General features: G+C 70.1%; 12 protein-coding genes. 2 read left to right on the top strand and 10 right to left on the bottom strand.

Annotated features, from left to right (window positions below):
- Positions 1 to 378 precede the first annotated feature (378 nt).
- Positions 379 to 1,029: a DUF4190 domain-containing protein gene (locus tag QRX50_RS12045; RefSeq protein WP_285972026.1), complete on the top strand. Its 651-nt coding sequence runs from the start codon at positions 379 to 381 to the stop codon at positions 1,027 to 1,029.
- Positions 1,030 to 1,552: 523 nt separating this feature from the next.
- Here the strand turns inward: QRX50_RS12045 and QRX50_RS12040 are convergent.
- The 8 genes from QRX50_RS12040 to QRX50_RS12005 form a co-directional block, all read right to left on the bottom strand.
- Entirely contained in the window at positions 1,553 to 4,315 is a 2,763-nt protein-coding gene (locus QRX50_RS12040) for an AfsR/SARP family transcriptional regulator (protein ID WP_285972025.1), read from the bottom strand.
- A gap of 477 nt (positions 4,316 to 4,792) precedes the next feature.
- Positions 4,793 to 5,695 carry an ectoine hydroxylase gene (thpD, locus tag QRX50_RS12035; RefSeq protein WP_285972024.1) on the bottom strand — a complete coding sequence of 301 codons (903 nt, stop codon included), beginning with the start codon at positions 5,693 to 5,695 and terminating at the stop codon, positions 4,793 to 4,795.
- A 73-nt stretch (positions 5,696 to 5,768) separates the two neighbouring features.
- Complete coding sequence (locus tag QRX50_RS12030; RefSeq protein WP_285972023.1) at positions 5,769 to 6,164, bottom strand: ectoine synthase; 396 nt, start codon at positions 6,162 to 6,164, stop codon at positions 5,769 to 5,771.
- A gap of 27 nt (positions 6,165 to 6,191) precedes the next feature.
- Positions 6,192 to 7,442 (bottom strand): diaminobutyrate--2-oxoglutarate transaminase, encoded by a 1,251-nt coding sequence (gene ectB / locus QRX50_RS12025; protein ID WP_285972022.1) that lies wholly within the window; start codon positions 7,440 to 7,442, stop codon positions 6,192 to 6,194.
- Between the two features lie 38 nt (positions 7,443 to 7,480).
- A complete protein-coding gene (gene ectA, locus QRX50_RS12020; RefSeq protein WP_285972021.1) occupies positions 7,481 to 7,984 on the bottom strand; it encodes a diaminobutyrate acetyltransferase in 504 nt (167 codons plus the stop codon).
- 260 nt (positions 7,985 to 8,244) lie between these two features.
- Positions 8,245 to 11,310: a patatin-like protein gene (locus QRX50_RS12015; protein WP_285972020.1), complete on the bottom strand. Its 3,066-nt coding sequence runs from the start codon at positions 11,308 to 11,310 to the stop codon at positions 8,245 to 8,247.
- A gap of 53 nt (positions 11,311 to 11,363) precedes the next feature.
- The gene (locus QRX50_RS12010; protein WP_285972019.1) at positions 11,364 to 12,608 is read right to left on the bottom strand and encodes a DUF445 domain-containing protein; all 1,245 of its coding nucleotides are present in this window, start codon (positions 12,606 to 12,608) and stop codon (positions 11,364 to 11,366) included.
- A 1-nt stretch (position 12,609) separates the two neighbouring features.
- Positions 12,610 to 13,401, bottom strand: coding sequence for an Abi-alpha family protein (locus QRX50_RS12005; protein ID WP_285972018.1), 792 nt, complete (start codon positions 13,399 to 13,401; stop codon positions 12,610 to 12,612).
- A gap of 85 nt (positions 13,402 to 13,486) precedes the next feature.
- Here QRX50_RS12005 and QRX50_RS12000 point away from each other — a divergent pair, with 85 nt between their 5' ends.
- On the top strand, positions 13,487 to 14,326 hold the full coding sequence (locus QRX50_RS12000; RefSeq protein WP_434533260.1) for a maleylpyruvate isomerase family mycothiol-dependent enzyme: 840 nt from the start codon (positions 13,487 to 13,489) through the stop codon (positions 14,324 to 14,326).
- A 54-nt stretch (positions 14,327 to 14,380) separates the two neighbouring features.
- Here QRX50_RS12000 and QRX50_RS11995 read toward each other — a convergent pair whose 3' ends face one another.
- Together QRX50_RS11995 and QRX50_RS11990 are read right to left on the bottom strand one after the other, a co-directional pair.
- Positions 14,381 to 14,764 (bottom strand): LapA family protein, encoded by a 384-nt coding sequence (locus QRX50_RS11995; protein WP_285972016.1) that lies wholly within the window; start codon positions 14,762 to 14,764, stop codon positions 14,381 to 14,383.
- 106 nt (positions 14,765 to 14,870) lie between these two features.
- Positions 14,871 to 16,004: a dipeptidase gene (locus QRX50_RS11990; protein WP_285972015.1), complete on the bottom strand. Its 1,134-nt coding sequence runs from the start codon at positions 16,002 to 16,004 to the stop codon at positions 14,871 to 14,873.
- Positions 16,005 to 16,014 lie beyond the last annotated feature (10 nt).

Raw genomic sequence — 16,014 nt, 5'->3', positions numbered from 1 at the left:
CGATTTCGCCTTCCACTGGTCGGCATGGGTTAACGTCGTCGCACTTCGACCCGGAAGGCCCCACGCATGACCTCCCCCGACCCGCGGCACCAGCCCGCCCCCGCGCGCCACGGCCGCCCTTCCGGACGTGCCTCCGCGCCGCCTGGCACCGGTTCCGACGGCGGTTCACGTGGTGCCTCTTCGGGTCGTGATTCCGCGGATTCTTCACGGCGGGATACGGATTTCGGTGCCGCGGCTTCTCGCGGTGGCGGATCCGGCGCTCACGGAGCTTCCGGCGGTGGTGCGCGCCGTCGTGGACCTTCGGATTCCGGCGCGTGGCGAGCCGAACCCGCCGCCTCCGCCTACCGCGGCGGCTCCTCGGACTCGGGCTCCTGGCGCGTGATCCCGCCCGACCCCCGGATCGCGGCCGCTCCCGGCGGCGTCCTGCCCACGCCGCCGAACCGCACTCCGCCCAAGCCGAAGCCGAACGTCCTCGGCATCGTCGGCCTGGTACTCGGGCTGGCGGCGATCGCGGCAGCGTTCGTGCCCGGCTACGGCTTCGTCGCGTGGCCGCTCGCGGGCGTCGGGCTGGTGCTGGGGATCGTCGGCACGGTCCAGGCCACGCGCGGCAAAGCGGGCGGCCGGGGCATCGCGGTGACGGCGGTGATCGTCGCGGTGATCGCGGCGCTGCTGTCGGCCACGGTGGTGCTGTTCCCGTCGGTCTTCGGCACCAGCGGCGCCGGCGACCTCCACATCCCGCCAACTCCGGGCGACGAACACAACGTCGACTTCGAGGTGACCTCGGCCGGCGGCGCCACCGTCCGCTACGGCACCCTCAACGACCAGCGCACCGAGTCGGCCCCCGCGAGCACCGACCAGTGGCACGGCCACGCCTCCTTCAGCGGCGGCACCCCGATCCTCACCCTGACCGCGGACACCGCCAACGCGAGCGTCGCGAACCAGATCTCGTGCACGATCCTGGTGGACGGGAAAACGGTGGCAGACAGCAGTGGTTCGACGATTGCGCTTTGCACGGCGAATGTGGGGTGAGGTCGAGGACAGCGGCTGGCTTTGCACAGCCCTGCGCACGCCCTGAACAGAAGAACTTCGATCGCTGGGCCCACGGGGTGCCAGACCACTCGAATGACGCCCTCAGGCGCTCCTGTCGCCTCGGGGCCTGGCGGCCGGCCGGCCTACCCCCAAGTCGGCCGGCCAACCGCCACCGAGCCGCTCCTGGCGGCTCTTCCGGACCCGCCGTACACGACTGCGGACCCGCGGCGCCGGCTTCACAGCCTGCCCCTCCCCTAGGGCTCCGCCGACACCATCTACGACCCTACGCGGCCCACACCCCGGGAGGCTAAGAAACCACTAAGTATGCCCAGCCAGGGTATCCCCGACCTGCGCAAACCCGGGTGAACACTGTGCAAGAAACCTCTTGTGCACCCCCGCGGACCGATCTTCAACCGATCTCCACGCCCTGCTGCCCGGGCGGACAGGCCGAGCTCTCAGAAGCAGCGCCCAGCGAACCATCGGGCCGGCGCCCAGCGAACAGGTCGAACCGGTCCACCCAGGCTCACCCCAGCTCAGCCGCCTCAGCCTGCACCTCCGGAACCTGGGCCGGATTCACCCGCCCGTACAGCACCGCCGCCAGGGCGTACTGCTCCGCAGCCGACCCAACCGTCGAGGGCGACGAGCGCAAGATCCGCGCCAAGGTCACCCGAAGGATCGCCTCGTGCAGGTCGAACCCCCGGGCCTGCGCGAGATCGATCCCCTCCCACGCATAACGCGAAGCCGTCGCCGAGTCGCCCAGCCGTTGCGACAGGTCGGCCAGGTTGTTCAGCGAAACGACCGCGTAGCTGTCGTTCCCCAGCTCCCGGTCGATCGCCAGCGAAGCCAGCTCGTGGGCCACCGCCTCCTCGAACCGGCCGGCGCGCTTCTCGGTCTCGGCGCAGTTGTTCAGCGCCTGCCCGCGCAGCTCGAGGTCGCCGGTGCGTTCGGTTTCGGCGACGGCCTCCAGCAGGCGGGAGATGGCTTCGTCGTGGCGGGACAACAGCGACAGCATGCTGCCGAGGTGGATGTTGGCGACCGTGATGGCGCGTTTGTCCCCGAGCTGGACCGCGAGGTCCAGGGCGCGTTCGGCGTCGGCGGGGCGGACCTGGGGCAGCTCGAAGGTCAGGGCGATGGCGCAGCGCGAGATGAGCATCCAGCACTGGCCGAGGACCTCGCCGGAAGCCTCGGCGGCGGCCAGGCCCAGGTCGATCAAACGAGTCCACTCGTCGAGCAAGGGCCAGACCACGCGGTAGGTGTGCGAAACCCGGGCGAGGCGCCAGACGTCGCCGTACAACGCGGCGGAATACGCGGCGTCCAGGACCACCAGGAGGTTGGGCCACTCCGCTTCGAACCAGTCCTGGGCCTCGTCGAACGTGTGCAGCGCCGGGAGGGCGTCGGCGGGCAGGAGGTCGGTCAGGTCGAGCGGGTCGACGATGCGCAGCATGCGGCGGCGGGCCGTATCGGAGGCGGCCTGGTAGAAGTGCACGGCGCGGACCAGGACCGCTTCCGTGGACCGACTGTCCAGTTCGGACTCCGCGAGCTCCCGCAGGTAGAGCCGCACCAAGTCGTGGGGGGCGAAGACGTCGCGGGCCGTCTCGGTCAGCAGGTTGTGCGCCGCCAGGGTGCGCAGGGCGCGGCGCGCGCGGTCGACGGGCATGGCCGCCACCGCGGCCGCCAGGTGAGGGCCGACGCGGCGGACCGGCAGGACACCGAGCCGCAGCAGGAGCCGCGCCAGGTCCGAAGGGAGGCTGCGGAAGGAAACGTCGAACGCGGCCCGCACGCCGTCGTCCGCGCCGTCGACCTCCAGGGCGGCGAGGCGGGTGCGTTCGTTGCCCAGCTCGTCGACGAGGTCCTGGGTGGTCCATTGTGGACTGGCGGACAGGCGCGCGCCGGCGATGCGCAGGGCCAGCGGCAGGTAGCCGCACAAGCGCGCCAAGGCGTGGTTCAGCTCGAAGTCCGCGGGACCGGCCAGCTCTTCGATCAGGCGCACCGCGTCGTCCGGTGCCAACGTGCCCAGAACACGCAGCCGCGCCGCATTGGACACCGCCAGGCCTTCGAGCTTCGACCGGCTCGTCACCACGGTCATCGACCGCGAACCGGGCGGCAGCAACGGCCGCACCTGCTCGGCGGAACGCGCGTCGTCGAGCAGCACCAGCATGCGGCGGCCCGCGATGAGCGAGCGGTACAGCGCGACGCGTTCGTGCAGCTGCTCCGGCACGTCACCCGTCGCGACGCCAAGGCCGAGCAGGAACTGCGTGAGCAGCTCCGCGGGCTCCAGCGGCGCGTGCCGTGGGTCGAAACCGTGCAGCGACGCGAACAGCACGCCGTCCGGGAACCGTGCGGTCGTGTGGTGGGCCCACCACACGACCAGCGCGCTCTTGCCGACGCCGGCCGTCCCGGACACCACGGCGACGGTGCTCTCGCCGGTCTCCGCGAGGCCGTCCAGCCACGCCAGCTCGGCGTCGCGGCCGGCGAGCGAAGGCACCGCGGCGGGCAGTTGTGAAGGCGCTTTCACCGGCGCCGTGACCTCGGGGACGGCGACGTCCAGATCGTCGTTGAGCACGCGTTCGTGCAGCCACCGCAGGTCGCCGCCCGGTTCGACGCCGAGCGTGCGCAGCGTGGCGCGCGAGACGGTGCGGTAGAGCTCCAGCGCGTCGCCCCGGCGGCCGGCGTGGTAGAGCGCGCGCATGAGCTGCCCGGCCGTGCGCTCGGCCAGCGGGTCGGCGCGCACCAGGGGGCTGAGCTCCACGATCAGCTCGTTGTGCCGGCCCAGCTCCAGGTCGGCGTCCACCCGCGCGCCGTGGATCGCGAGACGCAGGTCCTCCAGCTCGGGCGCACGCACCGAATCCGGCACGCCGGACAGCGTGGGCCCCCGCCACAGAGCCAAAGCCGAGCCCAGCAGCGTCGACGCCTGCTCCGGCGGCTCCAGCACGGCGCGGTCCAGCAGGGCCCGGGCGTGGTGCACGTCGATGCGCGCCGGATCCACCGCCAGTTGGTAGCCGGGTGGGCTCGTGAGGATCTCCGCGACGGAGTCACCGCGCAGGTCGCGCAACACGCGGCGCAGGTGCGAGACGTTGCCGTGCACGATCGTCCGCGCGGTGGCGGGCGGGTCGTGGCCCCACAGCGCGTCGATGATCTCCTCTAGCGGCACGACCTTGCCGACCTTCAACGCCAGCAGTGCGAGCAGTCCTTTCACGCCGGGACCGCCGATGGAAACTGCACGTGCACCGTCGAGCAGCGTGACGGGGCCGAGCAGCTGCACGTGCGCGCCCGCGTTTTCGGCCATGCTCGCGCGCACCTCCCCGTGTTGGTTCCGGCGTCTCCCCCGCCAGGAGGCACAACCTACCGTGGTGATGAGCGGACAGACACAACTCTTTCGTGAACTCCACACGCCGGACACCCACGTGTCAGTCGCTGTTTCACCGGCTGTGCGCACGGTTTTCCCGGCCGAGCAGCGGTCGTAGCCCGAATGTCGTAGCCGGCGTTCCCCCGGACAAAACGAATCCGGCCCCGCACCATCAGTCCCGATCTGATGGTGCGGGGCCGGACTCGGTGACGTCGGCTGGGCCGCCAGGGGGCGCGGTCCACCCGACCTCAATGCTGCCCGGGCGGGACGGGTGGGCTCACCCCGAGCTAGGAACCCGGACTGCCGCGGACAGCTCCTCCGCGGCGGACCCACGAGGCCCGTGCGGAGTGGCGACAAAGTAACAGGGTGCGCATTCCCGGCTACGGGCGACCCGCCACGGCGCGGACGTAACCCTCGTCACCGGCGCACCGCGGTGCTGTCGCGGCCGGCGATGAACGACGGCCGCGGGCTGCCGGCCGCAAACGGTTCCTGCAGCGCGTTCTCCACGCTGTTGAACACCAGGAAGATGTTCGAGCGCGGGTACGGGGTGATGTTGTTCGACGACCCGTGCATCACGTTGGAGTCGAACCACAGCGCCGTGCCGGCCGTGCCGGTGAACTGGTCGATGCCGCACTCGGCCGCCAGCTTCGTGATGTCGTCCTCGGCCGGGACACCGACGCGCTGGTCCTTGAGCGAGCTCTTGTAGTTGTCGTCCGGCGTCTCGCCCGCGCACTGCACGAACGTGCGGTGCGAGCCCGGCATGACCATGAGCCCGCCGTTGTACGGGTAGTTGTCCGTGAGCGCGATCGAGCAGCTCACGGCCCGCGGCGTCGGCATGCCGTCCTCGGCGTGCCACGTCTCGAAGTCCGAGTGCCAGTAGAACCCCGTGCCCTTGAAGCCCGGCATGTAGTTCACGCGGCTCTGGTGGACGTAGACGTCGGATCCCAGCATCTGCCGGGCCCGGTCGAGGACCCGCGGGTCGCGCACGAGCTCCGCGATGAGATCCGAGATCACGTGGACGTCGAAGATCGACCGGACCTCGCCGGTCTTCGCCTCGGTGATCACCCGCTCGTCGGCCCGCAGCTCCTGGTCGGAGGACAGCCGCACGAGCTCCTGCCAGTACGTCTGGACCTCACCGGGCGAGAGCAGGCCTTCGTCGACGGTGTAGCCCTTGGCCTCGTGGTTGGCCAGGGTCGCGGCGTCGATGGGGCCGTCTGCCTCGGTACCCCACACCGTGGGGTGCACGCGCGGAAGTTGCTCCGGCGTACCGGTGATCCGGGTCGGGTAACCGTCCTCGACCCGGGTGTCCATCAGCGTCACAGTTGCTCGCCTCCTGGTTCTCGCGTTCTTTCCTGTCGGGGTGTGGTGGTGGCGCGGCAGCAGCCGTGAAGGCTCAGGCGGATTCTTCGGTGACGAGCGGGTACACGCCGTTCTCGTCGTGCACCTCACGGCCGGTCACCGGCGGGTTGAACACGCACACGCACTTGATCTCGGTCTTGGGCCGGACCTGGTGCTTGTCGGAATCGTTGAGCACGTAGATGGTGCCCGGCGCCAGCGGGAAGACCTCACCGGTCGCCTTGTTCTCCACCTCGCCCTCGCCGGAGGTGATGAACACCGCCTCGATGTGGTTGGCGTACCAGAAATCGTTCACCGTGCCCGCATACAGCGTGGTCTCGTGCACCGAGAAGCCCAGGCCGTCCTTGGCCAGCATGATGCGCTTGCTGCGCCAGTTGGGCGTCTTGATGTCGGCGTCGGTGTCGGTGACTTCGTCGAGAGTACGGACCAGCAAAGGTCGCTCCTTACCTGTTGTTCGGAACTACTTGAGGACGGCGGCGATGGAGTCGTTGATGATCGACAGGCCCTGCGTGAGCTCGTCGTCGGTCAGCGTCAGCGGCGGCAGCAGCTTCATGACCTCGCCGTCGGGCCCGGAGGTCTCCATCAGCAGGCCACGCTCGAAGGCTTGCTTGCACACGGCGCCGGCCAGGTCGCCGTTCGCGAACTCGATGCCGCGCGCGAGGCCGCGGCCCTTCGCCACCAGGTTGGCGTCCGGGTAGGCCTCCACGAGGTCCTTGAAGGCGGCGGCGATGCGCTCGCCCTTGGCCTTCGTGGACTTCTCGAGCTCGTCGTCGCTCCAGTAGAGGTTGATCGCCTCGGTGGCGGTCACGAACGCGGGGCTGATGCCGCGGAAGGTGCCGTTGTGCTCACCCGGCTCCCAGACGTCGAGCTCCGGCTTGATAAGCGTGAGCGCCATCGGGAGGCCGTAGCCGCCGATGGACTTCGACAGGCAGACGATGTCGGGCTTGATGCCCGCGTCCTCGAAGCTGAAGAACGGGCCGGTGCGGCCGCAGCCCATCTGCACGTCGTCGAGGATCAGCAGGATGCCGTGGCTCTCGCACAGGTCCGACAGGCCCTTGAGCCAGGCGAGGCGCGCGGCGTTGATGCCACCCTCGCCCTGCACGCCCTCCACGATCACGGCGGCGGGCTCGTTCAGGCCGCTGCCGGAGTCTTCGAGCAGCTTCTCGAAGTAGAGGAAGTCGGGGATCGTGCCGTCGAAGTAGCGGTCGTACGGCATCGGCGTCGCGTGCACGAGCGGGACACCCGCGCCGCCGCGCTTCATCGAGTTGCCGGTGACCGACAGCGCACCCAGCGTCATGCCGTGGAACGCGTTGGTGAAGTTGATGACCGACTCCTTGCCGGTCACCTTGCGCGCGAGCTTCAGCGCGGCTTCCACCGCGTTGGCGCCACCGGGGCCGGGGAAGACGATCTTGTAGTCCAGCTCGCGGGGCTTGAGGATCTTCTCCTGGAAGGCCTCCAGGAAATCGCGCTTGGCGACGGTGAACATGTCGAGCGCGTGGGTCACGCCGTCGCGCTGGATGTAGTCGATCAGCGCGGCCTTGAGCTTCGGGTTGTTGTGGCCGTAGTTCAGCGCGCCGGCACCCGCGAAGAAATCGAGGTAGGCCTTGCCGTCCTCGTCGTACAGCCAGCTGCCCTGCGCACGGTCGAAGACGACCGGCCACCCCCTGCTGTAACTGCGGACTTCCGATTCGAGCTCTTCGAAGATGCTCATGACGTTTCTTTGCTCCTACTCGCCCCGAAATACACGGCTTATTGACGGATCAACGGCCCGATGCGGTAAAGGTTTTCAGGCTGGTGCCCACCTTCCCCATCTTCCGGGAAATCTCCGGCTTCGAACAGCCTGCTGCTCTCCAGCGCGGCGTTCCACCGCTTCGCGAACGACGCGAAGAGGCGGATCGAAGCCTCGTTGTCAGGGGTGATCGTGGTTTCGAGGAAACGCACCCCGTCGTCGACCAGGCGGGCGAACAAGGCGTCGAGCAGCTGCCCGGCCAGGCCTTTCCCACGCTGCGAAGAGTCGACCGCGACCTGCCACACGAGCGCGACGTCGGACTCGGACGGCCTCCGGTAGGCGATGACGAAACCCACCGCCTCACCGTCGACTCGGGCGACCACCGAACTCTCCGCGAAATCGCGACACCACAGCAGGTATGCATACGGAGAGTTGAGATCAAGCTTCTGCGAATCGCGTGCGATTCGCCAGAGGGCGGCGCCATCGGCCTTGGTCGGGGATTCGATCAAGTGCTTTCCGGACATACTCAGGAAACGTAACAGAGAATTTTCCTGCCGCCAGCGACGCGGACCACTCCCACCCCGCCCACCTGCGGCAACGCGGATACCCCGGTGAGGAGCCCCACAAACACGTTTGATCGGCGGCGCGGCGGGGCATGCCGTGCTCCTGGGCCACCCACCTCGGTGAGCGGCCTTGTGTCCCCCGACCATGACGCCTCAGGCGTTTCGGCGCAAGACGGACGAACTCAGCGCCTGTTCACGCGGCGCGTCTCGACGGTGATCGGTCAGCTCCGCTGTGTGTTCCTCGCCGGTTCGCGCCGTTTCCGCCGGCGTAGGGCCGCGATCGGCGTCCACACCGCGGGCAGCACGAGCAGCAGCACCACGAGCAGCCACCACACGGGCGCCTCGCCGCGGCGCCAGCCCGCGACCACCGTACCGAGCCAGCCGAACAACGGTTGCGCCAGCGGCGGCAGGAAAGCCGCGAACAGCAACGCCGCCACCACGAGCACGCACAGCAGCGTGAGCACCATGCGCCACGTGCGTTTCAGCGTCAGCAGGCTCACCACGAGGAACACGAGCGCACCCGCGGCCACGGGCGGGCCGACCCACTGCAGCACCTGGCCGCCGTTGCCACCGAGCACGAGACCGGCCACGGCCGTCACGGCGGCCGCGATGAGGTTCCACGGGCGGCCCAGCTTCGTCGCACCCTGCGTGACCCACCACGCGCTGCGCCCGGTCGCCTGGGCCACCTTCGCGGCGGGCTGCAGCGACGTCGGCACGCGGGTGGCGCCCGCGGCGGCGTTGACTCCTGTCGCACCGGCCTTCACGAGCGTTTTGGTGAGCAGCATCGTGCCACGTTCGCCTTCGAAACGCTCGGCGGAGACCTGGCAGGCCTGGAACGCGCGTTGCGTCGCGGCCGCGTCGGCCGGCGGGGTGGCCATGATCTTGCGGAAGGCCTCGGACGGCTTGCCGTTGCCCTCCACTGCGTCGTCGGCCGCCTGCTTCGCGACGACCGGCAGCTCTTCCCGCGCGATCTCCAGCTGACGGGCGCGCGCCAGCACCATCGACGTGACCGGCAGGCTCGTCGGCAGGTCGTCGCCGAACGCCACGTCGCCCAGCTGCGCGTCGAGGCCCAGGAACGCGAGCTCCTCCCCGAGCTGCGCGACCAGCGACTCGACGTCGGCGGCCGGCACGTTGTCCGCAACGCTCGGCAGCTGCCAGCCCACCGCCTGGAACGCTTCGCGCACCTCCACGCGAAACGCCTCCGGGCCGACAACGTTGCGCAGCACCCGCAGCCGGCGCGGATCGAGCAGGCACTGCACAAGCCAGCCGACGGCGTCGACGCGACCCCACATCCAGTCGTTCGCGCGCCAGGAGGACTTGTAGAACGCGCCGAAGTAGTCGGCCTGCAGGCCGGTGAGCTTGTCCCAGCCACGCCGGCGGCCCAGGTCGAGCAGCGTGCGGGAATCCGCGCTGACCTGCACGAGGTCCACGCGCTGGTCCACCGACGGCGGCTGCGCGAGCAGACCACGGGTGGCGACGTGCAGGAGGATGAGACGGGACATCAACGTCCGTTCGTCCCCGGCGCCGTCTTCGGCCATGCCGAACCAGCCGACGAGCGTGGTGACGGTGTCGACGGCCTCGGCCACCAGACCGGCGACCTCCGTCTCCAGCTTGAGCCCGGGAGCTTCCGGCGACGGCGCCTGCCCGCCCAGCTGCAGCACCGCTGCAGCCGCCAACGGGTCGCTCGCCAGCTCCCGCAGCACCGGCGCCGCGTCGCGCAGCGCGCCGGTGACCATCGGCCACGCCTCGCGCAGCGCGTCCGACTTGCCCAGCCGCGCCCATTCCTGCGCCAGCTGCCCGATCCACTCGGCCGCCGAAGTGCCCGGGGCGGGCGGCTCGTGGTGTGCCACCCACGGCGAGATGCGGACGCCCCGCGCGGCCTTGCTCCGGGCCGCGTGCAGCCGGGCCCGCACGTCGTTCAGCGTGGCGGCCTGCTGCTGGTCCGGGCACAGGTGGAACGCGGCGTTCACGAGCTGCAGGCCCGTGGCGACGGAGTCGTCGAGGGCCGTGGTGCGGAAGTCGGCGAGGTCTTCGACCTCGCAGACGACTCCCGGCGCCTTCGCCGGCATGCCGTGCCTGAGACCCTGCGCGGCCGCGGCCCGCAGTTCCGTCGACTGGCCCATGGCCCAGTCGGGACTGTGGCCGTCCACAGTGGACAACGCGTAGTACCGCGTGGCCGTGCGCACCAGCTCGGTCGCGTCCTCGGCCACGCGCCGCTCCAGGTAGGCCGCCATCACGCGGTGGTCCACCAGCTCGCCGCCACGCAGTCCCAGTGCAGCGAGGGAAACGCGGGTGTCGCGAGTGGCGACCACGGCGTCGTTGTGTGCGGTGAGCTCCTCCAGATCGGCGCTGATCGTCTGGTTGATCACCGACGACACGACCTTGGCCAGCGCCGCGCCCAGCAGCGGCGGGTTCGCCGGATCCACCGGCACCGCGGCCGCTTCGGCCTCCACGGTGGGCACCACGTACAGCAGCAGCCGCCGCACGTCCGACGAAGACGGGAGTTCGAAGATCTCGCGCAACGCCGGGCGCAGCGGCTTGCTCACGAGCACGCCGCCGTCGGTGAGCCAGTGTGAGCGCGTGAGCTCGGTGTAGTCGGTCATGTCCGGGTGCAGGCGGTCCGCGACGTCGGCGCCGACCGGCAGCCGCGACAGCTCGAACGCACCGGGGAACGACGCGGTCGAGCGCACCGCCAGGGCGAGCGGTGCCGTCACCTGGTTGTTCCACAGTGGACCGACGAAGCGGAACAGCATGCGCCGCTCGGTGTCGCGCACGAGGTTGCCGAGCGCGTCGTCGTAGCACACGGTCTCGCCGTCGATCATCGTGGCGGGCAACAGCAGCGTGACGTCCGGCGGTTCGGCCGGCGTGGTGCCGCCGCTGACGATGGTGCGGAACGCGCCGTCGAGGTCACCCAGGAACCGGTCACCGTCGAGCAGCGAGCGCGGCTGCGGCTCCTTCGGGTCGCGGATCAGGTTCGCGAGCGAACCCCCGGCCAGCAGCGTGTCCCGCAACGGCGCGGGCGACGACGCGAACGCCTCCGCCAGGCCGAGCGCCGCCGCTCCGACGCCGCCCGCGCTCGTGCCCGTGAGCACGTCGAGGCGCACCTTCGCGTGCAGCAGGTCGAGCAGCTTCCGGTACCCGCCGGCCGGCTCAGCAGAGCGCGACGCCTGCAGCAGCGCCGAGGTCTCGGTGGCCACGCCGCTCATCCACACGGACAGGCTCGCGCCCCCGACCATGGTCACCGCGAGCCGGATCTCCTGCGGCCACGGAGCCGCTCCCTCGCTCATGCCGCACCCCTCGACGATCTTGGCCAGGCCCGCGGCACACGATAGTGCCGGAGTCAGGTCGCGAGGTGCTCCAGCAGCAGAACTTGGCCCTCTCCTACACAAAACCCGAGTACAGCGCCCGTCGCGATGAGGATCCACTCGTCCTGCTGGAACGCCGGGCGCAGCAGCTGCTCGAACTCCTCGGGCGAGAGCTCCTTCATCTTGGTGACCAGCACGTTGCGGATGTCCATCGCGTCGGTGGCGTAGTCCTCGATGTAGCGCATGGTGTCGGGCAGGTGCGCCATGATCTGCTCGGAGATCGCGAACTTCACGTCCTGGTAGCGGCGGCTGCCGATGGCGAACACCAGCAGCGGCTTCGCGACGTTGGCCGCGCGGCCGATCTCGACGTCGAGCTGGCGCTGGATCAACGCCAGCACGCGGTCGGACAACGGTCCCTGCAGGATCGCCTCGATCACGTTGTGCGGCGTGATGATCTCCTTGGCGATCAGCGCGCCGTACGCCTCGGCCACCTCCCCGCGCCGCTTCAGGAACAGGCCCTGCCACTGCACGCCGAAGTACCGCTTGGGCTCCAGCGGGTAGAAGATCATGCGCAGCGCGAGCCAGTCGGTGAACCAGCCCGTGAACAGGCCGAAGATCGGCATGATCGGCGGGAACTTGAACAGCACCCACGCCACCATCTGGATCACGCCGATCAGCCCGCCGAAGAACAGGCCCGAGCGCGCGATGAACTTGAACTCCTGCTCGCCCGCCTCCTGGAAGATCCGGTTGAGCAGGCGCTTGTCCTTCACCAGGCTGGTGACGACCATGCCCTTGAGGTCGAACACACTGTCCACATCGAACTTTATGAGCTCCAGCACGGCCTTGACCATGTGCGGCGACTCGGTCTGCACGCGCTGGATCACCAGCCGCTGCACGCCCACCGGCAGCGATTCCCACAGGCCCGGCTGGTAGTGCCCGGCGACCTCGCGCACGATGTCCTCGACCGCCGCCTGCAGCGGTTTCGCGATCTCCTGGGCGATCCGGTCGGCGTCGAGGCGCGCGACGATCTCAGCCGGCTTGATCAGCTGCTCGGTCATCGTGTCGCACGCGATGCTCGCCATGCGCGCCGCGCGTTTCGGCACGATGCCCTGCCAGCCGAGGAACGGCTTGATCCCGAGGAACTCCACGGGCTGGAACATCATGCGGATCGCCACGAGCTTCGTGCCGTACCCGATGAGCGCGGCGACGACGGGGATCGAAACATAGAGCGGCCAGTGGCGGGCGAAATCGTCGAGCAGGCCCGCGAGGAACGCGCCCACGCTAGCCCAGGCTCGGGTCGCAGGCCTGCCAGAACTGAGCCCCGAGCCGGGAGATGTGCACGGTCCGGCGGATCACCTTCACCCGCTTCACCTGCTTCTCCACTCCACGCACGGTCTCGTCGGTCAGGAGGATCTCGTACTGCGTCTCCAGCGCCGGCACCTCTTCGTCGAGGTCGACCAGGCCCAGCCCGATCAGCCGCGTGAGGTAACCGGGCACCTGGTCGGGCAGCGACACCCCGGCCGCCTTGCCGACGGTTGACGCGTTGCGCAGCACGATCCGCCCCGCGCCGCCGAGGTTCGTGCGCTCGGCGACGTCGATGGCGGGGAACGGCGAACCGTCGGACAGCGCCGCGAGAATGCGCGCCTCGTCGGGCGTGAGCTGGCGCAGGATGATCGCGTAGAAGTACTCGCGGGCGCGCTCGCGGCCGAAGCCGATGGAGTGGTTGAGCAGCTCGGCCATCGCCGCGCGCAGCGGCTCTTCGTGGTCGCGGGCGGGCACGAGCGTCACGGTGCCTTCGAAAACGCGGCCGCTGTTGTCGCCGCGGTTCATGGCCGACGCCGCGGTGAGGGCCGCGTGGTACGGGTCATCGACCTCGTCGAGACGGCGGCGCAGCTCGCTGAGCAGGCTGCGCTCCACCTGCCGGATCCCACGCTCGGCCTGGTCGAGCCCGGGCAGCTTGCGGGTGAGCCCGAAGCCGGCGCGCGCGGCCCAGCCGGCCAGCTGCCCGGCGCGGCGAGCCACGTTGACCACGTCCTCGGCCGAGCCCCGGCCGTTCGGTCGCTGACTGTCCACAGGCGTGCTCCCCTCGTGTTCCGGGCTGATGCTACCTGCGGGTAGGCGATGCGGCGCCGTGATCGCCCGGTGTTGGATGGCGCGCATGACCGCCACCGTCTGGGGACCGCCGATCGACGTCCTCCCGCTGTTCGCTCGCGAGGAACAAGCCCTGGTCAGCGTGCTCACGGACCTCGACGCCGGCCAGTGGGCCGCGCCGACGGCGTGCCCCGGCTGGACCGTGCACGACGTGGCCGCCCACATCCTGGGCGACAAGCTCGGGCGGCTGTCCCGGGACCGCGACGGCTACCACATCGAGGAGCCGCGCGAGGGCGAGCCGTTCCCGGCGTTCCTGCACCGGATCAACGACGAGTGGGTGCGCGCGTGCCGCCGGCTCTCACCCGAAGTGCTGTTCGCGCTGCTCGTGGACAGCACCGCGCAGCTCACCGACATGTGGAAGCGCCACGACCTCGACGAGCTGGGCGGACCCGTCACGTGGGCGGGCCCGGAGCCGGCACCGCGCTGGCTGGACGTGGCGCGCGAGTACACCGAGCTGTGGGTGCACCAGCAGCAGATCCGCGAAGCCGTGGGCGCTCCGCTGCTCGACGATCCCGAGTTCCGGGCGCCGGTGGTGGACACGTTCATGCGCGCCTTGCCCCACGCGCTGCGCGACGTCGAAGCCCGCAGCGGCCGTCAGGTCGGCTACACCGTGACGGGCTCGAGCGGGGGCCAGTGGACCGCTCGCGCGGCGGCGAAGGGCTGGACGCTGGATCGCGGCGCGCCGACCTCACGCAGCCCGCTGGCCTCGGTCACCACGGACGCGGACACGTTCTGGCACCTCTGCACGCGCGCGCTGAAACCCGCCGACGTCGAGGACCGCGTGACGGCGAAGGGCGACGAAAGCGTTTGCGCGACGGTGCTCGAGATGGTTTCGGTCATCGCCTGACACAGGTCAGCCCTGTGGATGTCGCGAGCGCGGCATCCACCGTGACCGCTCCGGTCAGTGCCGCTGACGCTTGGTCTGCTTCCTCAGCTGCATGATCCGGGCGCCGCCGACGAGGGCGATGACCACCATGCCGCCGAGGGCGGCCAGGAGCATCGCGATGCCGAGCGGCAGGTTCCCGGCCATGCCGAGGAAGTGCACCGTGACGCTGTCGAGGTTCTGCAGGATGAACACCAGCAGGAACGCCAGCAGCACGATGGCCACGATCGCCGCGATCCACGCCCCGCTGACCCGGGTTGGCCGGCGTTTCGTGGTCGTGGGCGGTGCGGTCGTGGTGGGGTCAGTGGTGAGCGGACCGGTCCCGGGCACCTCGACACCCGGCACCTCAGGGGTCCCGGGGCTCGTGGCCCCGGTGGGGTTGTCACTTCGCGCGTGGGACATGCCCTGATTGTCCGCCCGCGTTCCCCGGAACGCCGGTTCTGCGACCCTAACGGGTGAGTACCGGTGTTTCAGCGCTTCCTTTCAACGCCGAGGTCAGCGCTCGAGGTCAGTGCTTGTCCACGTCACGCAGCACCCGCAGCGAGTTGCGGCCGGCGAGCTTCGCGCAGTCCTCGTCGCTCCAGCCGCGTTCCATCAGGGCGGCGAACAGCACGGGGTAGGTCGAGACGTCTTCCATCCCTTCCGGGAGCGTGCCGACGCCGTCGTAGTCGCCGCCGAGGCCGATGTGGTCGATGCCCGCGACCTCACGCGCGTGCTCGACGTGCGCCACGACGTCGGCGACGGTCGCCTTGGGCTTCGCCGGCCCCTCCCACGTCTCGGCGAAGCGTTTGCGCTGCCCGAGGTTGAGGAACTCCTGGCCGGCGGCGGCCATCGCGGCCTTGAGCTGCTCGTCCCACGCGGCGACGGCCGGGGAGATGAAGGCCGGTACGAAGGTGATCATGGCGACGCCGCCGTTGCCGGGCAGCTGCGCGAGGACGTCGTCGGGGATGTTGCGCGGGTGGTCGTTCACGGCGATGCACGAGGAGTGACTGAAGATCACCGGCGCGCTGCTGACCTCCAGCGCGGCGCGCATGGTGCTCGGCGCGACGTGCGAGAGGTCCACGAGCATGCCGATCTCGTTCATGGTCCGGACAACCTCGCGGCCGAAGTCGGTGAGGCCGCCGTGCGCCGCCTCGTCCGTGCCGGAGTCGGCCCACGGGGTGTTGAAGTTGTGCGTGAGCGTCATGTACCGCACGCCGAGCCGGCGCAGGATCCGCAGCACGCCGAGAGATTCGTTGATGCTGTGGCCACCTTCGGCGCCGAGCAGCGACGCGATCTTGCCGGCGGCGAACGCGGCTTCGGCTTCGTCGGCCGTGGTGACCAGCTCGAGGCGGTCGGGGTAGCGCTGCGCGAGCTGGTGCACGAGCTCGATCTGCTCCAGCACGGCGGTGACGGCGCTGTCGCCCGCGAGCTGGCACGGCACGTAGACCGACCAGAACTGCATGCTGAGCTTTCCGTCGGCCAGCTTGGGGAAATCGGTGTGCAGCGAAGGCTGGCGCACGGTCAGGTCGAGCGCCGCGGCCGCGGCTGCGGGGTCGGGTCCACCCTGCAGCCGCAGCTCCCACGGCAGGTCGTTGTGACCGTCGGACAGGATCGTGGTGCTCAGCAGGTTCGTCGCTCGTTCGAGTGCCCCGGAAGTCATGGGCTCGACC

Source organism: Amycolatopsis sp. 2-15, from assembly GCF_030285625.1.
In the GTDB taxonomy this organism is placed as follows: Bacteria; Actinomycetota; Actinomycetes; order Mycobacteriales; family Pseudonocardiaceae; genus Amycolatopsis; species Amycolatopsis carbonis.
This window is presented reverse-complemented; position numbering and strand designations above follow the sequence as displayed.

Excerpts from the sequence above, each read along its gene's own strand:
- QRX50_RS12000 (WP_434533260.1), top strand. The coding sequence starts at position 13,487 with ATGACCGCCACCGTCTGGGGACCGCCGATCGACGTCCTCCCGCTGTTC.
- QRX50_RS11990 (WP_285972015.1), bottom strand. The coding sequence starts at position 16,004 with ATGACTTCCGGGGCACTCGAACGAGCGACGAACCTGCTGAGCACCACG.
- QRX50_RS12015 (WP_285972020.1), bottom strand. The coding sequence starts at position 11,310 with ATGAGCGAGGGAGCGGCTCCGTGGCCGCAGGAGATCCGGCTCGCGGTG.
- QRX50_RS12040 (WP_285972025.1), bottom strand. The coding sequence starts at position 4,315 with ATGGCCGAAAACGCGGGCGCGCACGTGCAGCTGCTCGGCCCCGTCACG.
- QRX50_RS11995 (WP_285972016.1), bottom strand. The coding sequence starts at position 14,764 with ATGTCCCACGCGCGAAGTGACAACCCCACCGGGGCCACGAGCCCCGGG.
- ectB (WP_285972022.1), bottom strand. The coding sequence starts at position 7,442 with ATGAGCATCTTCGAAGAGCTCGAATCGGAAGTCCGCAGTTACAGCAGG.
- ectA (WP_285972021.1), bottom strand. The coding sequence starts at position 7,984 with ATGTCCGGAAAGCACTTGATCGAATCCCCGACCAAGGCCGATGGCGCC.